The organism is uncultured Clostridium sp., from assembly GCF_900547735.1.
Taxonomy (GTDB): Bacteria; Bacillota; Clostridia; order Lachnospirales; family Lachnospiraceae; genus Otoolea.
In genome coordinates, this window is the sequence record NZ_URHZ01000088.1 from 1 (window position 1) to 21594 (window position 21594).

Below are 21594 nucleotides of genomic sequence, written 5' to 3' on the forward strand. Positions count from 1 at the left end.
CGGACACTAACCTCGAAAAAACCTCGGTAAGTGCCGATGAACTCCCAGGTTCCCTTCGGAATCTTTTTCTCCCGGATTCCCCACGGGAAGGTTATAACCGGGACTGAAGACGCGAAGGTTGTCGCCATCCCGAACCCCGGCCTGCGGCCGCTGATCTGTTCTATTCCTTTAAGTGGGAACGGTATTGTCGCTACCACTACGTTTCTTCGGATACCCGAATGACGTCTCATTTTCAGTTTGTACTTTTTAAAAATTTAAATTATATTTTTCTTAGACTACCTGTTATAATGGTTATCTTTTAATCTAATTCTACCTTTAATCTGGTTTCAGTTTCACTTCACTCTCAATTTAAATACAATTATTATAGCAATTTAATCTAAAATGCCGCTGGAATGTGAAAGGGACACAACTCTATTGTGGCCGCGACACTACCTTCCTCTAACTTGACGAAAGAGACAATCAGCCCTGCAGATGACGGACGGGGCGATACCCTTCGCTGAGTCTTCAGTCCCGTCGACAACCTGCCCGGGGAAGGAAGGAGAAAAGATTCCGAAGGGGACATTGGAGCCCACCGGTGCTTAGACGGCGTTCTTTGACGTCTTAGCATCCGTTGTGCGCTCCACAAGCGAAAGCGGGTCCCCGTAGGAATCTTTTCTCCTGGATTCCCCCTCGCCACACCCTTCAAACCGGGACTGAAAACTCATATACACCCTCCCACTCCCCCGTCCGCCCTCTTTCAGAGGCGTCCTCGCATCTCAACTTACCTCACCATCTCTTTCCCCAGAATCCCCGGCTCCGTCATGGTATATGGATTGAGCACCGTATTAAGCTGCTCCTCATCCAGAAGATTTTTTTCCAGGATCAGCTCTCTCACCGACTTATTTGTTTTCAGCGCCTCTTTTGCGATATCGGCGGCTTTCTCATATCCCACATAGGGGCAGATTGCCGTTATAATTCCAATGCTGTTGTTGACCATGTTTTTGCAGTGTTCCTCATTGGCCGTTATTCCGGTAATGCAGTTGTCTACAAATGTCTTTACCGCGCATGTGAGTGTCTCGATGGATTGGAACAGGTTGTAGAAGATAATCGGTTCAAAGGCATTGAGTTCCAACTGGCCCGCTTCGGCCGCCATGGTAATGGTCATGTCGTTTCCTATGATGTTGAATGCAACCTGGTTCATAACCTCAGGAATAACCGGATTGATTTTTCCCGGCATTATGGAGGAACCGTTCTGTTTTGCCGGAAGGTTTATCTCTCCAAAACCGGTTCTCGGGCCTGAGGACATCAGCCTTAAGTCGTTGGATATTTTGGACAGGTTCACAGCGCAGGTCTTTACGATTCCGGAAACGGATGCATAACTGTCCAGGTTTTGTGTGGCATCGATCAAATCATAGGACTGCACCAGATCCTGGCCCGACAGTGTTGAGGTGTTTTTTACTACCCTTTGGAAATACTGTACATCCGCATTCAGTCCTGTTCCGATTGCCGTTCCACCCAGGTTTAAGCACTTGATTTCTTCCTTTGCCGCCTCAAACCGCTTGATATCACGTTTGATTGCCGTGCTGTATGCATGGAATTCCTGGCCTAGGCGGATCGGAACCGCATCCTGAAGCTGCGTTCTTCCCATTTTTATTACATGATCAAATTCATATGCTTTTTTTGTCAGAGCCTGATCCAGGCGGATAAGCTGTTCATGGGCATTATCCAGCAGCTTGAGTGTCGCCATTTTTCCGCAGGAGGGGAATACATCGTTTGTTGACTGGCCAAAGTTTACATGGTCGTTGGGATTTACAATGGAATAGTCACCTTTTTTGCCTCCCAGTATTTCTATGGCGCGGTTTGCGATTACCTCATTCGCATTCATGTTAAGGGATGTACCGGCTCCTCCCTGGATTGGATCTACGATAAACTGATCGTGGAGTTTCCCGGCTATAATCTCGTCGCAGGCTTTTACGATGGCATCCGTACGCTTTTTATCAAGTTCACCCACTTCATAGTTGGTGATGGCCGCCGCTTTTTTAATCTGGGCAACACTGTTAATCAGTTCAGGCTGCATTTTTAAACCCGTTATGTAAAAATTCTCATAGGCGCGCAGTGTCTGTACTCCGTAATAAGCATCCGCCGGAACCTCTTTTATCCCTATCGAATCATGCTCAATCCTGTACTCCCTCTTCTCTTCCATTTCTGGTGCTCCTCCTCTTTTTTCACTCTGTTTATGTAAGTTGATGCCTCATCGGCTTGATTTCATTATAGTTTTACACTACAATAGAAGCTAATACTTATAGTAATATATTTATTATAGACATTTATCTATAGTATGGAGATAAAAAGTATGGAGGTTAAATATGTTTCAGGGAATGGATTATGTTTATGAAGTATATAAAGAAATGAATTTTTCGAAAGCTGCAAAAAATTTGTATATTTCCCAGCCGTCTTTAAGCGCAGCGGTTAAAAAAGTGGAGACGCGTCTTGGATTTCCCATTTTTGATCGAAGCACGACGCCGATTCAGCTCACGGAGTTTGGAAAGGAATATATTAAAGCCATTGAGGTTATCATGGACGTGGAAAATGGCTTTAATAATTTTGTCAATGATGTCAATGAGTTGAAAAGCGGATCAATCTCCATTGGAGGAACGAATCTCTTTGCCTCCTACATACTTCCCCCGCTTCTCTCCGGATTTACGGAAAAATATCCATTTGTGGATGTTAATCTGGTAGAGGCCAGCACAAGTGAATTGACTGAAAAGCTTTTTTCAGGCAGCCTGGATTTGATCATTGATAATAATTTTATGGATTCTTCTATTTATGAAAAGGTATTTTTCTGTGAGGAACATTTGATTTTGACGGTTCCTAAGGCCTTTTCCTCCAATGAAAAAGCAATATATTACAGGATGGATCTGAAGGATATCAAATCCGGCCGCCATCTGGAACCCGATTTTCCCGTTGTGCCGCTTGATTTTTTCAGGGATGAACCGTTTCTTTTTTTGAAATCCGGCAACGATACCAGAATCAGGGCGGATAAGATTTGTCATAACAGCCGGTTTACACCAAAGATAAAGCTGAAGCTGGATCAGCAGATTACGGCTTATAATCTTTCTTCTTATGGGATGGGGATTTCTTTTACCGGAGATATACTGCTCAGTCATATTTATGAGAATGATAATCTGGTCTATTATAAGCTGGATAACCGGGATGCTACGAGGGATGTGAATTTTTATTATAAGAGGAACCGGTATATGACGAGGACGGTAAGGGAGTTTTTGCAGTTGAATTAGGAGGACGCGGTCTTTGAGAAACGGAGTGGGGTGGGTAGGTTTTGAGTCATCAGTCCCGGGGGAGGGGTCGTGAGGGGGGAATCCGGGCAGAAAAAATTTCCTCCGGGAACCGCTCCCGCTGGTGGAGTGCATAACGGTCACTAACCTCGTATAATACCTCGGTAAGTGCCGATGGACTCCAATGTTCCCTGCGGAAAAGTTTTCTCCCTCCTTCCCCGGGAAGTCTTTAATCGGGACTGATGACGCGTAGGTTGTCGCCATTCCGTTGCCCTGCAAGAATCCGCTGATTGTCCTGATAATTCAATGAGGGTGGTATTGTGGCAGCCACTACTTTTTTATTATCCTTTTTGCTGACTTTTCGATGAAATTTCCAATACTGAATTGGTTGTTTTTAGCCATGTATGGTTAAAATTTGCCTGCATATAATAACAAGTCGGTCGTTACACCACTCTATTTTTTATTGCCCAAAACCAAGATAACGCCTCATTAGTTGGCGTAACTTTTCAAAGCGTGGCCCTGAAACCCGCATGAAAAGGGAATTTCCTCATATGTCGGTTTTTCATAGCACTACTTTTCAACAGGTGGTTTGGTACAGTCGGGCACCATTTGGGCACCACAAGCCTTTCTTTCCAACTGGTAAAAGGACACATATGCGGAATGTTAGAAACCTGTTTTTTTGAGGGTACAGGTATACGTTATCTTGCTTGCTATCTTCTGACCGCTGGAATAGGGATATACGCTCCATTCCGATGGTCTAAATGTCCGGTTATACACCAGCGTCCAACGGACGCACAGCCGCCCCGACAGGGGCGTTCATATGGAGATTGGGTCTGAGCTCCCAACAAGCGGATTTCCTCAATTTGAGTGGTACACAAATTGAGGAGATCGTATGAGTGTGTACACTCATACCCTGCTTGCGGCTATTGAAAACACTAAATGAGACATATGCCTTACACCAAATAAAGCGTACTACACCAAATGCTCATTTTGTTTGTTTCCATTCATCTCGTATAATTGCATATAAAGTACAATCTTGAAAACCATCACGAATTTTATAGTAGTGACGCAAAAGGCCTTCATTACTCATTCCAACCTTTTCCATAACTTTTGAAGAAGCAAGATTGTTTACCGCGTTGTATGAATCAATTCGTTCAACATCAGTATTTTCAAACATATAATCTATAACAGCTTGTGCTGCTTCGCTAGTATACCCTTGCCTCCACCAACGACTACCAATTTTATAACCTAATTCTGCCTTACAATCATATTCTGATGTTATGGTAATACCAATTGAACCAATCATTTCTCCGTCTTTTAGATAGATTCCCCAGTAATAAGTGGAATCTGATTGATAGTTTTCAACCCACATTTGAATCATGTTTATTGTGTCATCTATTGTTTTATGTGAGTCCCATCTCAAAAATCGAGTAACTTCATTATCGCTTGTCCAATTGCAAAACATCATTTCAGCATCAGCAAGTTCGAGTTTCCGCAATATCAATCGCATCGTTTGTATTACTTGTGTTCCTACATGTTTCATATATTTATCGCACCTCCTATTATATAAATAGCTGCTTGTCGTCTTATTTGAGTAAGATGCATGAACCCTTAATACTTAATTTCATTTTATAATTTCAAGGCGGGTCTGTCAAATGTAGATGTATTGTTTCAAAACTTCTCACAAGCTGTTATTTTATTTGGGCACCAATCGGGCACCATTTTACTGTCTTGTTCATATGCCTACATTGCGGTAAATCCTGTATTCATGCACATTTCCGGAATAATTGATAACTAAAACATACTGATATCTACACTATTTTTTATAGTTTCATCTTCTGCTTTTTATTTTTTCTCGTGTTTTCAATGGTTTTATTGATTTTTTCTATTTTCTTTTTCCCATTTTAAAATTTGGCATGGAAAATGCTTATATATATGGCATTGGTAACTTGTGGAAGGTCTTGAGGCCGTTTTTGTTGAAGGAGGTATTGGATACAGTGCTTTTGATTAGAAATGCGAAGGTTTATAGTCCGGATTTTCTGGGTGTGAGGGATGTGTTTGTTGCCGGAGGGAAGATTTGTTGTGTTAGGGAGAGGATTGATGTGGAGGATTGTCTGCCGGTGGAGGTGATCGATGGGAAGGGTTGTGTGCTTCTTCCCGGGTTTATTGATAATCATGTTCATATTCTGGGAGGCGGGGGTGAAGGGGGATACAGGACCAGGACGCCTGAGCTTTCTCTCTCTACTATGATTGAGGCCGGGGTGACAACCGTGGTTGGCTGTATCGGCACCGACGGAGTGACCAGGAGGATGGAGAATCTGGTTGCCAAGGCTAAGGGATTAAAGGAGGAAGGAGTCAGTTGTTTTATTTATACCGGTTCTTATGATGTTCCCGTCCGGACGCTTTTGGGGGATATCCGCACCGATATGCTGATGATTGAGGAAGTAATTGGGGTTGGTGAGATTGCCGTAGCCGATCACCGTTCTTCTCTTCCTACGTTTGAAGAACTGGCCAGAATTTTGTCGGACGCCAGAGTTGGCGGGATGCTGTCGGGCAAGGCGGGTATTGTCAATGTCCACCTTGGGGACGGCTCTCAGATGCTGGATTTGCTGGAAGAGATTAAGGATAAAACGCCGCTTCCCACGTATCATTTTGTACCGACCCATATGAACCGGAATCCCGAACTGTTTGAAAGAGGGATAACCTATGCTAAAAATGGAGGTAATGTTGATTTTACCACCAGCAGTTTTACTGCATTTACCGATCTGGGGGAAATTAAATGCAGTAAGTCGCTGCGGAGAATGCTGGATGCCGGGGTTCCGGTGGAACGTATGACATTTTCCTCGGACGGTCAGGGTTCTCTCCCGGTATTTAACAATGCCGGTGAAATGACGGGACTGCAGGTGGGTAAGATGAATTCTCTTTTTGCGGAAGTGAAGGATGCCGTCATGGAAGAGAATATTCCTCTTGAAACGGCTGTCCGCGTCATCACATCCAATGACGCCGATCTGCTTAAACTGCCGCAGAAAGGCAGGATCAGGGAAGGGAATGACGCTGATCTTGTTCTGGCGGACGAGAATTCACTTGCTATCCGAACCGTCATCAGCCTGGGGCAGGTTATGATGCGTGACGGAGAAATCGTTGTAAAAGGTACATTTGAATAAATATAAAATCTATATGATGAAGCTTATGGAGGTTAGGTATGAAAAATATTAAGGTTCCCCATACATTTACTATTATTTTCTTTGTAGTTTTTTTCTGTGCCATCTTGACTTATGTGATACCGATGGGGCAATATGATGTACAGGAGATTACATATGAGCAGAACGGCCAGGAGAAGACAAAAACGGTTCTGGATGCCGATTCTTTCCGTCTGGTGACGGATGAAAACGGAGAAGTCTGTAAATATAATGCCCCCCTGTTCGGCACCGACGATGTGGGCGGTAAAATCGGTCTGTTAAATTATATGTTTGAGGGTCTTGTTTCCGGTGATAAGGGAGGCGCGGCCGTTGGTATCGTCGCTTTTATCCTCGTTGTAGGCGGCGCATTCGGAGTCATGTTCCGGACGGGGGCAATTGAGAATGCTATTTTTGCCACAATCAGTAAGACACAGAATAAAGAAATCCTGATTATCCCTATCCTGTTTACCCTGTTTTCGGCGGGAGGCGCCATTTTCGGCATGAGCGAGGAGGCCATCCCCTTTGTCATGATTGTCGTTCCCGTTGTTGTTATGATGGGATATGACGCCGTTGTCGGAATTATGATCACTTACGGAGCAACACAGATTGGTTTTGCCACATCCTGGATGAATCCGTTCAGTGTTGCCGTTGCACAGGGTATTTCCGGCGTTCCGGTTATGTCGGGTTCCGGGCTGAGAATCTTTATGTGGCTGTTCTTCACTATTTTCGGAGTTGCCTTTACGATGCTTTATGCCACAAAGATTAAAAAGAACCCGCAGAAATCGGTCAGCTATGCCTCAGACGATTATTTCAGAAAAGATGCCGAAAATAAAGACGTCGGCAGTATCCGTCTTAAAACAGGTGATATTCTCGTTATCGTCACCTTATTTGCCACAATTGTATGGGTAATCTGGGGTGTTATCAAACACGGTTATTATATTCCTGAAATTACTTCCCAGTTCTTTATCATGGGACTTGTCTCCGGTATAATCGGCGTTGTTTTCAAAATGAATGAGATGACGACCGACGACATTGCAAAGTCCTTCCAGAAGGGAGCCGCCGATCTTCTCGGCGCAGCACTCGTAGTCGGCATGGCCAAAGGTATCCTGATTATTCTGGGCGGCGCTGATCCCAGTATTCCAAGCGTGCTGAATACGATTCTGGACAGCGCGTCGCGTGCAATCGGCAACCTGCCTACGGCTCTTTCCGCCTGGTTTATGTATGTGTTCCAGAGCATTTTCAATTTCTTCGTCGTATCCGGTTCAGGACAAGCTGCGCTTACCATGCCGCTTATGGCTCCGCTCAGCGATCTGGTCGGCGTTACAAGACAGGTTGCCGTCCTCGCATTCCAGCTCGGCGACGGTTTTTCCAACCTCATCGTACCTACTTCCGGCGCTTTGATCGGCTGTCTCGGCGCTGCCAGACTGGATTTTGGAAAATGGATTAAATTCTCGATCAAACTGCAGGCCTGGCTTTTTGCCTTCGCAAGTATTTTCATGATCGCCGCAGTTATGATAGGATATAAATAATAAAATAATAAAACAATAATCGAATCAATCATTATAGCCCGGAAAGAGAAATTTCTCTTTTCGGGCTTACGGAGGTTTTAATCATGAAAAATATTCTGGTAGTGAGTGTCGGAGCGCCGACCGGCGAGTCGATGGTAAAAGAAATCGATTCTATTTTCAAGGATTATGCACACACGGAGTTCTGTCTCTGCCACCAGCTCGCCAGAAAATCTCCCGGCTTTGACATTGTTATTTTTTCTTCCCGGTATTCGGAATTACTCTGCACCCAGTATAAACTTCCCAATATTCTTTATCTGCCGGCACGCCGCGTCATCAATTATACGAATATCAGGGAAATCATTGAACTTGAAAAGGGGACCAGGGTGCTTCTGGTCAATGACTGCGAAGAGACGGCCAACGAGGCCATCGATCAACTGATCGAAATTGGTTTAAATGAGCTGCAGTATATTCCTTACTATCCGGGGTGTAAGACATTTTCCAATACTCCCATTGCCATCACACCGGGAGAATTATCTTATGTTCCCGATCAAATCACAAAATTGATCGATATCGGAGTCCGCACCCTGGATATCCAGACCATTTATGATTTAATGCTTTTGCTGGATGCAGGCCATCTCTTTACACGCAACTTTGTTACCAGATATTTAAAAGAAATTGTAACCATCTCAAAATCATTTTCAGAAAGTCATAAAAAAGCCGAGCAGTCGGAAAAGCTGCTGGAAACGATTTTCAACAGTGTCGAAAGCGGTATTGCCTACATCGGATCAAACCACAACTTTATCAGGACTAACCTGATTTTTGAGACTATCTTAAATCAGTCCAAAGAAAAACTCTACCAGAAAAACTTTGATAAGGTGATGGAAAATAAAAGGATCAGCCTGAAGGAAGGCACCTTTGTCGTACCGATCAATGACCGGACCGTCTTATTTAAAATCAAAGAAGTTGAGACAGAAAATGTCCCCGCTTTTCTGGTCACCGCCGATTATGCCGATAATATCAGCAAAATGAACCAGAGGATCAAAATAGACAGTACTCCCCGGCCAAACCGCAAGCTCTACACCTTTGACGATTATCTCACCTGGGATGAACGATGTATAAAATTACTTACTTTGGCTAAAAAATTCACCAAAACGGACGGTACCGTCCTGATTCAGGGCGAAAGTGGAACCGGAAAGGAAATTCTGGCTCAGAGCATCCATAACGGTTCGGCAAGAAGAAATTATCCTTTTATTCCGGTCAATATTACCGCGCTCTCACAATCTTTGATCGAAAGTGAACTGTTTGGCTATGAGGATGCCTCCTTTACAGGAGCAAAGAAAGGCGGTAGGCCGGGAATTTTTGAACTGGCCGATAAGGGGACTGTTTTTATCGATGAGATAGGGGATGCCTCCCTGGAATTTCAGGTGAAACTGCTGCGGACACTGGAAAGCAAGTGTATCAGACGGGTAGGCGGTGTGGAGGAAATTCCGATCGATGTGCGCATCATTGTAGCGACCAATAAGAATCTACCTGATTTGATCGGTAAAAACCTGTTCCGCGAAGATTTATTTTTCAGATTAAATATCCTTCCCCTCTCCACTCTTCCTTTGAGGGAACGAAAAGCCGATATTATGCCTCTAATGCGGCATTTTCTGTCTTTTTATTTTGATGAGACTACACTGAATCAGCTTCTGAACCGGGAATTATGTCATTTCTTTGAAAATTACAGATGGAAGGGAAATGTGAGGGAACTGATTAATATTACGGAATATTTGAGACTGACCTACGAAGGAGGCGCTTTCCCTGTCTCCTCACTGCCGTCTTACATGAATGCTTTACCCGAATCGAAAAACCGCATATTTTTAAGCGAGCAGGAATACAAAATACTCAGCAAACTGGGTGAGTGCGGCAGCCGGAGCACGGGACGCACCAGACTCCAGTCCCTCCTGGCCGAAGACGGATTTGAGCTTGGTACCGGTAAAATACGAAATATATTAAAGGAACTGGAACACAAGGGATTGATCGATCAAAATTCCTCGGGCTGTAATATCACGGATGAGGGACGGCATGCATTATCAAAATGATAACCTTTTTTATTTGCTGACTTTTCATTTCCACTCAAGAAAAGCCGCAGGATATTTTAAGTATCCTGCGGCAACTCTCTCTTTTTATTCTTCCGTTACTTCCTCGGAATCTTCTTCGCCTGCTTCTTCAATTTCCATATCGTCATCGCCATCCATATCGTCTGTCAGTTCATCTTCGTCCTGGCTGTTTTCACTTTCACGGACTTTTGCAATGCTGGCAACGGCGATTCCCGAGTCGGGATCAATACTCATCAGTTTTACTCCCGAGGTATTTCTACCGATGATGGAAATGTCGTTTACGGCCATTTTTATAATAATTCCTTCGTTGGTGATCAGCATGATCTCCCTGGTGCTGTCGACCAGTTTGGCTCCGATCAAATCTCCGGTTTTATCTATAATCTTATAACATCTTACTCCCTTACCGCCCCTGTTCTGGCAGTTAAACTCTTCGATCGGCGTTCTCTTGCCGAATCCGTATTCGGATGCCACCAGCAGGCACTCGCCCTGGCTGGACATCTGCATGCCGATTACTTCATCATCCTCTTCGAACTTCATACCGATTACACCCATTGATACACGGCCCGTAACTCTTACGTCGGTCTCATGGAAACGGATACACATTCCCTTCTTTGTAACCAGGAAGATATCTTCTGTATTATCGGTTTTCTTTACTTCGATCAGTTCGTCATTCTCGCGCAGGACGATCGCCTGAAGACCGTTCTTTCTTACATTCTCGTATTCCTTCAGGGAAGTCTTCTTCACCATACCGTTTCTGGTAGCCATAAACAGGTACTTGTCATCCTCAAACTCTTTCATTGCTATGATCGAGGTGATCTTCTCGCCAGGCATAAGCTGAAGGAGATTTACAATCGCCGTTCCTCTTGCCGTTCTTCCTGCCTCCGGAATCTCATATGCTTTCAGACGGTATACACGGCCGGTGTTGGTAAAGAACATCACATAATGGTGATTGGTGGTCATAATCAGATCTTCGATGTAATCTTCATCAATGGTCTGCATTCCCTTAATTCCCTTGCCGCCGCGGTTCTGGCTCTTGAAGTTGTCGCTGGACATACGCTTAATGTAGCCAAAGTTTGTCATGGCTACCACCACGTCGTCGTCCGGAATTAAATCTTCGGCCGACATATCATACTCGTCATATCCGATTGCCGTTCTTCTCTCATCACCGTACTTGTCGGAAATCACAAGGATTTCTTCCCTGATAACGCCGAGAAGTTTCTTTTCATCGGCGAGAATTGCTTTTAATTCACCAATCTTTGCCATCAGTTCACGGTACTCATTCTCCAGCTTTTCTCTTTCCAGACCTGTCAGAGCCCTCAGACGCATATCCACGATAGCCTGAGCCTGGACGTCGCTGAGTTCAAAACGCTCCATTAACTGGTTTTTGGCCTCGGCCACGTTGGAGGAACTGCGGATGATTTTAATTACCTCATCAATGTGATCCAGGGCCTTTAAAAGACCTTCCAATATATGGGCGCGCTCTTCCGCCTTGTTTAAATCGTATTTTGTCCTTCTGGTCACTACTTCTTCCTGATGTTCGAGGTAGTATTCCAGCATCTGTTTTAAGTTGAGGATTCTCGGCTCGTTGTTCACAAGGGCCAGCATGATAACGCCGAAGGTATCCTGAAGCTGGGTATGTTTTAACAGCCTGTTGATCAGGACGTTGGCATTGACGTCACGGCGCAGTTCGATACAGATTCTCATGCCCTCACGGTTGGATTCATCGCGGAGATCCGTGATTCCGTCGATCTTTTTATCCTTTACAAGCTCGGCAATCTTTTCGATCAGACGCGCCTTATTCACCATGTACGGAAGCTCTGTTACGATAATGCGGTTCTTGCCGTTGGCCATCGCCTCAATATCATATACGGCGCGAACGCGTATCTTGCCTCTTCCTGTCCTGTACGCCTCGTCGATTCCGGCTCTGCCGAGAATAGTAGCTCCTGTCGGGAAGTCGGGTCCCTTTACAATCTCAAGGATTTCTTCCAGGGAGGTTTCCCTTCCCTCTTCAATCCTGTTGTCGATAATCTTTACAACGCCGCCGATTACCTCTTTCAGGTTGTGCGGCGGAATGTTGGTTGCCATACCTACGGCAATACCCGATGTTCCGTTTACCAGAAGGTTCGGATAACGTGACGGAAGTACAACCGGTTCTTTCTCCGTCTCATCAAAGTTCGGTGCAAAATCAACCGTATCTTTATTGATATCTGCCAGCATCTCCATTGAGATCTTGCTGAGCCTGGCCTCTGTATATCGCATGGCCGCAGCTCCGTCACCGTCCACGGAACCGAAGTTTCCGTGACCGTCTACAAGCGGATATCTGGTAGACCATTTCTGCGCCATATTAACGAGAGAACCATAGATCGAGCTGTCACCGTGCGGATGGTATTTACCCATCGTATCACCGACGATACGGGCACATTTACGGTGCGGCTTATCCGGTCCGTTATTTAACTCTATCATGGAAAAGAGAACTCTTCGCTGTACCGGTTTCAAACCGTCTCTTACATCGGGAAGGGCCCTGGCCGCAATTACACTCATCGCATAATCGATATAGGATTTTTCCATGGTTTTTTTCAGGTCTATATCATGAACTTTATCAAATACATTAGGTTCCATTCTTTCTCCTCTCAATCCTGACATAACAGTCCAAAACTGACTGAACTGCTACATCCTGGCTGCTATTTGCTGCATTTATCACATCCGGCTGGTTATCAGATATCCAGGTTCTGGACATATTTAGCATTAGCCTCGATAAATTCACGTCTCGGCTCTACCTGATCTCCCATCAGTGTAGCAAATGTCAGATCCACTTCTGAAGATGTCTCATTGTCGATCATAACACGCAGAAGAATTCTTCTCTCCGGATCCATTGTTGTCTCCCAGAGCTGCTCCGCATCCATCTCTCCAAGTCCTTTATAACGCTGGATCTTGTTGTTAGTGTCACGGCCGATTTCTCTCAGGATGGCATCCAGCTCCTCGTCGCTGTATGCATACCATACGCGTTTATTTTTCTCCACTTTAAACAGCGGCGGCTGAGCCAGATATACATGCCCCTGCCGGATCAGTTCGGGCATAAAACGGTAGAGGAAGGTAAGAAGCAGGGTGCTGATATGGGCGCCGTCCACATCGGCATCGGTCATGATAATAATCTTATTATATCTCAGCTTCATAATATCGAAATCTTCATGGATTCCCGTACCGAATGCCGTGATCATCGCACGTATCTCGGCATTGCCGTAAATCCTGTCGAGTCTTGCTTTCTCTACATTCAGGATCTTTCCTCTCAGTGGAAGGATGGCCTGGTTTGATTTATTTCTTGCCTCTTTTGCAGAGCCGCCGGCGGAATCTCCCTCTACGATGTAAATCTCGCAGTTTTCAGGGTTCTTATCGGAACAGTCGGCCAGTTTTCCAGGAAGAGCCATACCATCCAGAACGGATTTTCTTCTCGTCATCTCTCTGGCTTTTCTTGCCGCATCCCTGGCTCTCTTTGCAAGGATTGATTTTTCACAGATAACCTTTGCCACAGACGGATTCTGCTCCAGGAAATAGGTGAGCTGCTCGCTTACCACCGCATCCACGGCCGTCCTGGCCTCACTGTTGCCCAGCTTCTGTTTGGTCTGTCCTTCAAACTGAGGGTCCTCAATCTTGACGCTGATGATTGCGGTGATTCCCTCACGGATATCCTCACCGCTGAGGGCAGGCTCATTATCCTTAAGCAGTTTATTCTTCCTGGCATAGTCATTGAATGTCTTTGTAAGGGCATTCTTAAAACCGGTCAGATGAGTTCCGCCTTCCGGCGTATTAATGTTGTTAACAAATGTATAGATATTTTCCGTATAGGAATCATTATGCTGTACGGCTACTTCCACATACACTTTTTCCTTGGTTCCCTCACAGTAAATAACCGGCTCATAGAGCTTTTCATTGCTCTTGTTTAAGTAGGTTACAAACTCCTTGATACCACCCTCATAATGGAAGGTTTTTTCCTTCTTATTATCTCTGTCGTCACGGAGAACGATCATTAAATTCTTTGTAAGGAAAGCCGTCTCCCTGAGTCTGATCTTGAGCGTTTCGTAATCATATACCGTCTCTTCAAATATGTCTTTATCCGGAAGGAAGGTAACTTTTGTTCCGTGCAGTTCCGGATCACATTCTCCTTCAACGCGGAGCGGATACATTACTTTTCCTCTCTCATATCTCTGTTTATATATTTTTCCTTCTTTGTAAATTTCAACTTCCAGCCACTCGGAAAGAGCGTTTACTACGGAAGCGCCTACGCCGTGCAGACCACCGGATACTTTATATCCCCCGCCGCCGAATTTACCGCCGGCATGAAGAATTGTAAAAACAACCTCAACCGCAGGAAGTCCTGCTTTTTTCTGTATTCCAATCGGAATACCTCGGCCGTCGTCTATTACCGTGATCGAATTATCCTCATTAATCTGCACTTCGATCTTATCACAGTAGCCGGCCAAAGCCTCATCTACCGCATTGTCCACGATCTCATACACAAGGTGATGGAGGCCCCTCAGGGAAGTACTTCCAATATACATACCGGGACGTTTACGGACCGCCTCCAACCCTTCCAATATTTGTATTTGATCTGCACTATATTCTGAACCCATAAGTTCCTCCTTAACTTTACTCACAGTTAACAGTTCCATTTACCACTTTAAAGGTTTTATCTATTTGAAAACAATGGCTTATAAAATCATCCAGACCCGTACATGTTATGACGGTCTGTATATGGCTGATCCCGGAAAGAAGATGTTCCTGCCTTCCCGAATCCAGTTCGGAAAGTACATCGTCCAGTAAAAGTATCGGATAATCTTTCACTATCTTCTTCACCAGCTCTATCTCGGCCAGCTTCAGTGAAAGCGCTGCCGTTCTCTGCTGGCCCTGGGAACCGAATCTTCTGATATCGATATTGTTTACATAAAAACTAATGTCGTCCCTGTGCGGGCCGGTCAGCGTCATTCGTTGTTTCATATCCTGCGCCCGGTTCTTCTTAAGCGCTTTCTCCAGATCATCCGAATCCACGTTGGGCTCATACCGGATCTCCAGCTCCTCTTTCCTGCCTGAAAGATTGTAATGGATATCTCTGATGATATCATTGAGCTGATCGATAAAATCCCTTCTGTAATGGATCAGTTCACGGCCGTAGGAAACTAACTGCATATCATATATATCCAGCATCTCCTCATATTCCGGCCGGAACGCGATTTCCTTTAAAAGCTTGTTCCTCTGCAGAATAATTTTATTATATTGAACAAGAGAATGGACATAGAGCCTGTTGAGCTGGCACAATTCCAGATCAACAAACCGGCGTCTTTCCGCCGGGCCGTTTTTAATGAGGTTTAAATCTTCGGGTGAAAAAAACACCACATTGACAACACCAAAAAGCTCACTGGCTTTATGGATTGCAATGCCGTTGATTGCAACTCCCTTAGTCTTATTCTTCTTGAGGTGCATATCAATCCGGTAAGGAACATCGTCCTTTCTGATGTTCATTTTGATATGGGATTCTTCCTCCCCGAATTCTATGATCTCCCTGTCCTTGCTCCCCCGGTGCGATTTTGTCGTAGCGCATACATAGATGGATTCCAGGATGTTGGTCTTCCCCTGGGCGTTGTCTCCGTAAAGCACATTCGTTCCCGGATCAAAATTGATATGTAGTTCTTTGTAATTGCGGTAATTCTTCAGTTCCAGCGATTCAATAACCATGAAAGCAGTCCTTTATGATAAATATGAAAAGTTTTATAAAACATGCTTTTCATCATTTTATGATTTTGATCGTTGTGCCTTCAAAGGTCACTTCGTCTCCATCATACAGTTTTTTTCCTCTCTGGCACTCGGTCTGACCATTTACCTTCACGAGACCGTCCTGAACGGCAAATTTGGCATCCACACCGTTCTCCACCAGGCCGGCCGCTTTCAGCGCCTGGCCCAGTTTAATGTATTCATCTCTTAATTTGATCGTTTCCATTCTTATTTCCTTTATCAGATTGCTGCCGCATTGAAGTTTACAGGAAGGATCAGATAGATATAGTTCTCTTCCTCGTCCTTGATAAAGCACGGCGACTTGGGATTCATCATATAAAGAGTAACTTCCTCGTCATCAATAATACGAAGTGCGTCGCTCAAAAACTTCGGATTGAAGCCGATCATCAGATCTTTACCGAATTTTGTGATATTAATCTCTGCATTCATCGTACCGAAAGTGGAATTCAGCTTCAGTTCCATTCCTTCGTCCGTTATATTGATGATAATTGGTTTTTTATCATTTTCACGGATCAAAATGCTGGCGCGCTCAATGGCATCCAGGAATTCTCTTCTGTTTACCGTGACTTTTGTCTCGTAATCACTGGACAGCATCTGATTGATCCTGAAATATTCGCCTTCGATCAGACGGGAAACCACTACGGTATCGTCAAATTCAAACATAATATGGTTTGTGGTGAAGAAAATAAGTACTTCCGATTCATTGTCTCCGTTTAAAATCTTGCTGATCTCACTGAGAGTCTTGCCAGGAACGATGACTTTTATATCATGATACTGATCTTTTAATGAAACTTTTCTGATTGACATACGGTGTCCGTCGAGTGAAACCACCTTTAATACGTTGTCTTTTACTTCGATCAGTTCGCCTGTCATCATCTTGTTACTGTCGTTCGGTGAGGTGGAGAAAATGGTCTGGCGTATTACTTCTTTCAATGTAAACTGGGAGAGGCAGATATAATTGTCTCTTTCTATATGAGGAATATAGGAAAATTCCTCTCCGTCTTTTCCCTGGATTTTGAATACTGATTTTTCACAGGTGATGACCGTATTGAATTTTTCGTCTGATTCAATGGTAATTGTGGAATCCTGGCCTGAAAGTTTTCTGATGATATCGGAGAGCAGTTTTGCATCGAGAGCAATCTTGCCTCTCTCCAGGATCATTCCTTCCACCTTTGTCTCGATTCCCAGCTCCATATCATTACCGGTCAGTTTTATCTCATTGGAAGTTGCATCGATCAGGATGCACTCTAAAATTGGCATGGTTGTTTTGGAAGATACTGCCTTAAGAACGATGTTGATGCCGTTCATTAAACTGTCTTTATTAAATGAAAGCTTCATAATTGTTGATAACTCCTTTGCTAAGATTGATTGTGATGGTTAAGGATAATTATATATAAATTCCGTAGCATTCGTAGTAGGGGGTGTGGATTTGTGTAAAAGCCCGGACAAGCCTTAATGTAAGAGGTTTGTCCCTGTTTAAACCTTTGTGTAAAACTCCGGTTTTCAGGAAGGATAACTTAATACTTATCCACAGCCTGAAAATGAACCTAAAGTCCCGATCATTTATCCACAAGTTATCCATCGGTATATCCACAGCCTATTGTGGATTGATTTTCTTCTTTAGGATCTCGATGGTGTTGCGGAGACTTTCGTTCTTTTCCATGTCGTTTCCTATCTTCTCATAGCCGTGGATAATGGTGGTGTGATCCCTGCCTCCTAAATATTTGCCGATGGCCTGAAGAGGGGTCTCCGTCATGCTGCGGCACAAGTACATAACGATCTGCCGTGGAAATACGACTTCTTTATTTCTCTTCTGGGAAGAGATGTCAAGCGGGGTGATGCCGAAATGATCGGCAACCACCTGGATGATCAGTTCCGGGGTCACTTCTTTCATCTCATTCGGTGAAATCAGATCTTTGAGAGCTTCTTCGGCCAGTTCAATTGTAATCTCACGTTTGTTGAGCTTTGAGAGGGCGACGATCTTGGTGAGCGCCCCTTCAAGCTCCCGGATATTGGATTTGACATTGGTAGCGATGTATTTAATTACCTCGTTGTCGATGTTATATCCTTCGAGTTCTTCTTTTTTTCGCAGTATTGCCATTCGTGTTTCATAGTCAGGAGACTGTATGTCCACCGTCAGGCCCCATTCAAAACGGGAACGGAGACGCTCTTCCAGAGTCTCAATTTCCTTCGGAGGTTTATCCGATGAAATAATAATCTGTTTTTTCGCTTCGTAGAGGGAGTTGAAGGTGTGGAAGAATTCTTCCTGGGTACTCTCTTTACCGATGATAAACTGAATATCATCGATCAGAAGAATGTCGTTATTCCTGTACTTTTCCCTGAATTCCGTGGTGGAAATGTTGTTTTTATTACGGATGGCATCGATCAGTTCGTTGGTAAACTTCTCACTCGTCACATATAAAACCTTGGCCTTTGGGTTATTCTTCAGAATAAAATGGCCGATGGAATGCATAAGGTGGGTTTTACCAAGACCAACTCCTCCGTAAATAAAAAGCGGGTTATAAATTTCACCTGGAGATTCTGCTACAGCCAAAGAAGCCGCATGCGCCAGATTGTTGTTGGCGCCTACGACGAAGCTGTCAAATGTATAGCGTGGATTTAAGTTGGCATTCTGAATTACCTGGCGGTTTACTTCCAGAGGACGGTTGATCAACTGATTCCTGTCCGCCTCATCCTGTGCTCCAACCTGTTCCGCTGTTACAAATTCCAATTCACATTCAATTTCTGTCAGCTCTTCGATGGTAATCTGAAGCAAAAATCCATATTTTTTCTTGATATAACCGAGAAAATGGATGTCCGGCACCAGGATCTGAAGAGTATTACCTTTGACAGCATATGGTTCCGTCGGAAGCAGCCATGTTTTAAATGAAACGTCGGTCAGCTCGTGCTCCTCTTTTATGTGCAGGAGAATCTGATCCCATTTTTCCTTGATTTTTTCTAACATAGTAAGTCTCCTAAGTGTATTAAACAAGCAAAACTGCAAATTTGCCCAATCTAATACCTATTCTACATTATTATAAAGTATTTTTCAATTAAAAGATTAAAAATGGGAGGAATGTGTATAACTGAAATTTATTTATCCACTATCCGGAAGTATTGAAAAATAAGGAATTCCGACATAGGGTTGTGAACAATATACAAGATATTCAGATATTATCCCACTATTTATCCACAAGTTATCCCCAAAGTGTGGATAAGTTATGTAAAGCATGTGAATAACCGGTGGAAATGCTGTAAAATCAAGGGTTTCACAATCCACAAAATGTAGTTGGAAAAATAAAATATGGCACATTTTGTGGATTTTTTATGGGTATAACTCTGAGAATAACTTTTTTTTACTGTTTTTTTGATCGGGTCAGAAAAATGATGTGTATAGAGCGGCAGATATATTTTTTAAAAATAAAAAAATTAGCATGAAAAAGGCCTGATTAGGGGATTTTTTACGAGGGAAAGGTTGTTTTAACGATGTAATTCATGTTTGACGCTGTGTAAGATTGTCCTGAGTAATTTTTTGGTAAGTACTTTGCAAAAACTGGCCTTTAAAAAAATATATAAATTGGATATATTTAACGAGTCAGTTAGGTGCTATACTAGGGGCACTTGAAGCGGAACTATAAAATATAATATGAGATATCGGAATACTCAACGAGGTATTGCCGCGCCTGTCACAGTATTATATTGTTTTTAATTTGACAGAAAGAGAGGAAGATTCAATGAGTAAAGAAAAAACGATGATAATGGAACATAAAAGAACAGATGCGCCGGACAGAGGACAGGTTCACACCAGCGTGCTTTCTGTGGTTATGACTGCTTTTTTTGCGGCCGTCATCTTCCTGGGAATCCAGTCTTTCCGAATTCCGCTGCCTGCGGCGGTGGGAACACCATTTCTTCATTTCGGCCATATTTTTGTCATGCTGGCGATAGTGTGCCTGGGAGGAAAACGTTCGGCGGCGGCCGGTGTACTGGGACTGGTTATTTTTGATATTTTAAACGGATATATCCATTCAATCCCGAATGTATTTGTCAGCACGATTATCAAATGCGTTCTGGTCGGGGCTGTATTTGATATTATGAAAAAACGGGCGGCGGGAGACCGGGAAAAGGAATATACGGCGGCGGTGATTTGTGCGGCGGTTTACGGTGTATTGAACATCGCGGTGGATTTTACCTGGTCTGTGGGTGAACTGATGCTGATAGGAAGTACCTTTGGCGCTGCTTTGGCGGCAGAAATTACATCGATTCCGGCTACAATCATTAATGCGGGATTTACTGTGATCGGAACAGGGCTGCTTTATCTGCCGGTTGTTTCGGCTTACCGGCGTATTATAAAAGGTTAATATAGAATGGAGGGATGACAGATGGATAGAAATCCAATCCAATCGGACGATCCGGTTAAAAACGGAGAGGCGGGCGGCATAATCCCGGATATTGAGAAAATCCAGTCGCTCTTAAGACAGTACAGTCTGGACGTCTGGATTTTCTCTGATTTTCAGGGCCGCGATTTTATTTCCGGGGATTTTCTGAAGCTGACGAAACGAAAATGCACCAGGAGGATGTTTTATTTCATTCCGGTAAAAGGTGAACCGGTTAAACTTTTATCGGCAATTGAACCTTTGCTGCTTGACCACCTGCCCGGCAGAAAAGTACTTTATAAAGGAATGCGGGAGCAGAGAAGAGAGCTTTCAAAAATTCTTTTACCGGGTATGCAGATTGCCTGTCAATATTCGCCTGGGGGGAATGTTCCTACGATAAGTTCCATGGATGCGGGACTTGTAGAATATTTAAAGACGTTTGAGATTGAACTGATTTCTTCGGCAGATTTAATGCAGTTTTTCGGTGCGGTGCTTACGAAGTCACAGATAGAATCCCACAGACAGGCAGGAGAGGCGATCCACCGGATTTTGGATCAGACGTTTTACTGGATACGAAACAATCTGAATGCCGGGATCTACATCGACGAGTGGATGATGTTAAAAGAGATGGAACGTCTTATTGCGGCCGAGGGAATATATATGGATTCACCGCCATTTTTCGGGATCGATGAACATGCCTGTGATCCAGGATATGAGCCTTCGGAACACGGTTCGGCACAGATCCGGGAGGGCAGCCGTCTGATTATAGATATCGCCGGCCGGATGCCGGGATCGGATTCTATTTATTATGATATTTCATGGTGCATGAATGTGGGGCCGGAGATTGATCCGGAATACCGCCGCCTGTTTGAGACGGTGAATGAGGTGCGGAACCGGCTGGTGGCATTTATTGAAGAGCGCCTCAATCAGGGGAAAGAGATCCGCGGCTATGAGGTGGACGAGCTGGCGCGGACTCTTTTTCGCCAAAAGGGACTGGATAATTTCCTGATGCACAGAACCGGCCATAATATCGGCCATTCCTGTCATGGAATAGGCGCCAATCTGGACGACTTTGAGACCCATGATGTACGCTGTCTGCTTCCGGGCACCATGTTCTCGGTGGAACCCGGGATTTATACGGATAAATATGGGGTAAGATTGGAATTCGACGTACATCTGACAGAGGATAGGAAGGCCAGAATTTATGGGCCGGTTCAGACGGAGATATTAGTGGTGTAGATGGTTGGGATGCGAGGACGCCGCTGTAAGTCGGCGGACGGGGTAGTGGGAGGTGGTATATAAGTCTTCAGTCCCGGTTTGAAGGTTGTGGTGAGGGGGAATCCAGGAGAAAAAATTCCTACGGGGACTCGCTCCCG

General features: G+C 44.3%; 16 protein-coding genes. 6 read left to right on the forward strand and 10 right to left on the reverse strand.

The features are described 5' to 3' along the window. The 3 genes from QZT18_RS20455 to QZT18_RS20465 all read right to left on the reverse strand — a co-directional run. Positions 1–197: hypothetical protein (locus QZT18_RS20455; RefSeq protein ID WP_294150945.1), on the reverse strand; the 197-nt coding region annotated here is incomplete at its 3' end. A 381-nt stretch (positions 198–578) separates the two neighbouring features. Next, the gene (locus tag QZT18_RS20460; protein WP_294150947.1) at positions 579–704 is read right to left on the reverse strand and encodes a hypothetical protein; all 126 of its coding nucleotides are present in this window, start codon (positions 702–704) and stop codon (positions 579–581) included. A 56-nt stretch (positions 705–760) separates the two neighbouring features. Further along, positions 761–2182, reverse strand: a complete 1422-nt coding sequence (locus QZT18_RS20465; protein WP_294150951.1) for an aspartate ammonia-lyase — start codon at positions 2180–2182, stop codon at positions 761–763. 163 nt (positions 2183–2345) lie between these two features. Here QZT18_RS20465 and QZT18_RS20470 point away from each other — a divergent pair, with 163 nt between their 5' ends. Further along, positions 2346–3275, forward strand: coding sequence for a LysR family transcriptional regulator (locus QZT18_RS20470; protein ID WP_294150953.1), 930 nt, complete (start codon positions 2346–2348; stop codon positions 3273–3275). Between the two features lie 982 nt (positions 3276–4257). Here QZT18_RS20470 and QZT18_RS20475 read toward each other — a convergent pair. Further along, positions 4258–4815 carry a GNAT family N-acetyltransferase gene (locus QZT18_RS20475; RefSeq protein WP_294150956.1) on the reverse strand — a complete coding sequence of 186 codons (558 nt, stop codon included), beginning with the start codon at positions 4813–4815 and terminating at the stop codon, positions 4258–4260. A 454-nt stretch (positions 4816–5269) separates the two neighbouring features. On the opposite strand from QZT18_RS20475, the gene iadA reads away from it, so the two are divergent. The 3 genes from iadA to QZT18_RS20490 all read left to right on the forward strand — a co-directional run bounded on the left by iadA (position 5270) and on the right by QZT18_RS20490 (position 10043). After that, positions 5270–6436 carry a beta-aspartyl-peptidase gene (gene iadA, locus QZT18_RS20480; RefSeq protein WP_294150957.1) on the forward strand — a complete coding sequence of 389 codons (1167 nt, stop codon included), beginning with the start codon at positions 5270–5272 and terminating at the stop codon, positions 6434–6436. A 38-nt stretch (positions 6437–6474) separates the two neighbouring features. After that, positions 6475–7980: a putative basic amino acid antiporter YfcC gene (yfcC, locus tag QZT18_RS20485; RefSeq protein ID WP_294150958.1), complete on the forward strand. Its 1506-nt coding sequence runs from the start codon at positions 6475–6477 to the stop codon at positions 7978–7980. Between the two features lie 83 nt (positions 7981–8063). Then, positions 8064–10043 carry a sigma-54-dependent Fis family transcriptional regulator gene (locus QZT18_RS20490; protein ID WP_294150961.1) on the forward strand — a complete coding sequence of 660 codons (1980 nt, stop codon included), beginning with the start codon at positions 8064–8066 and terminating at the stop codon, positions 10041–10043. Positions 10044–10127: 84 nt separating this feature from the next. Here the strand turns inward: QZT18_RS20490 and gyrA are convergent, their stop codons facing one another. The 6 genes from gyrA to dnaA form a co-directional block, all read right to left on the reverse strand. Continuing rightward, positions 10128–12680 carry a DNA gyrase subunit A gene (gene gyrA, locus QZT18_RS20495; protein ID WP_294150964.1) on the reverse strand — a complete coding sequence of 851 codons (2553 nt, stop codon included), beginning with the start codon at positions 12678–12680 and terminating at the stop codon, positions 10128–10130. 95 nt (positions 12681–12775) lie between these two features. Beyond that, positions 12776–14689: a DNA topoisomerase (ATP-hydrolyzing) subunit B gene (gene gyrB, locus QZT18_RS20500; RefSeq protein WP_294150965.1), complete on the reverse strand. Its 1914-nt coding sequence runs from the start codon at positions 14687–14689 to the stop codon at positions 12776–12778. A gap of 16 nt (positions 14690–14705) precedes the next feature. Beyond that, positions 14706–15788, reverse strand: coding sequence for a DNA replication/repair protein RecF (recF, locus tag QZT18_RS20505; RefSeq protein WP_294150966.1), 1083 nt, complete (start codon positions 15786–15788; stop codon positions 14706–14708). 52 nt (positions 15789–15840) lie between these two features. Continuing rightward, positions 15841–16050 carry an RNA-binding S4 domain-containing protein gene (locus QZT18_RS20510; RefSeq protein ID WP_125141543.1) on the reverse strand — a complete coding sequence of 70 codons (210 nt, stop codon included), beginning with the start codon at positions 16048–16050 and terminating at the stop codon, positions 15841–15843. A gap of 14 nt (positions 16051–16064) precedes the next feature. Further along, positions 16065–17183, reverse strand: coding sequence for a DNA polymerase III subunit beta (gene dnaN, locus QZT18_RS20515; RefSeq protein ID WP_294150968.1), 1119 nt, complete (start codon positions 17181–17183; stop codon positions 16065–16067). Positions 17184–17442: 259 nt separating this feature from the next. After that, positions 17443–18810 (reverse strand): chromosomal replication initiator protein DnaA, encoded by a 1368-nt coding sequence (dnaA, locus tag QZT18_RS20520; protein ID WP_294150970.1) that lies wholly within the window; start codon positions 18808–18810, stop codon positions 17443–17445. Between the two features lie 769 nt (positions 18811–19579). Here dnaA and QZT18_RS20525 point away from each other — a divergent pair. Next, positions 19580–20203, forward strand: coding sequence for an ECF transporter S component (locus QZT18_RS20525; protein WP_294150972.1), 624 nt, complete (start codon positions 19580–19582; stop codon positions 20201–20203). Positions 20204–20224: 21 nt separating this feature from the next. Beyond that, entirely contained in the window at positions 20225–21457 is a 1233-nt protein-coding gene (locus QZT18_RS20530; protein WP_294150973.1) for a Xaa-Pro peptidase family protein, read from the forward strand. Positions 21458–21594 lie beyond the last annotated feature (137 nt).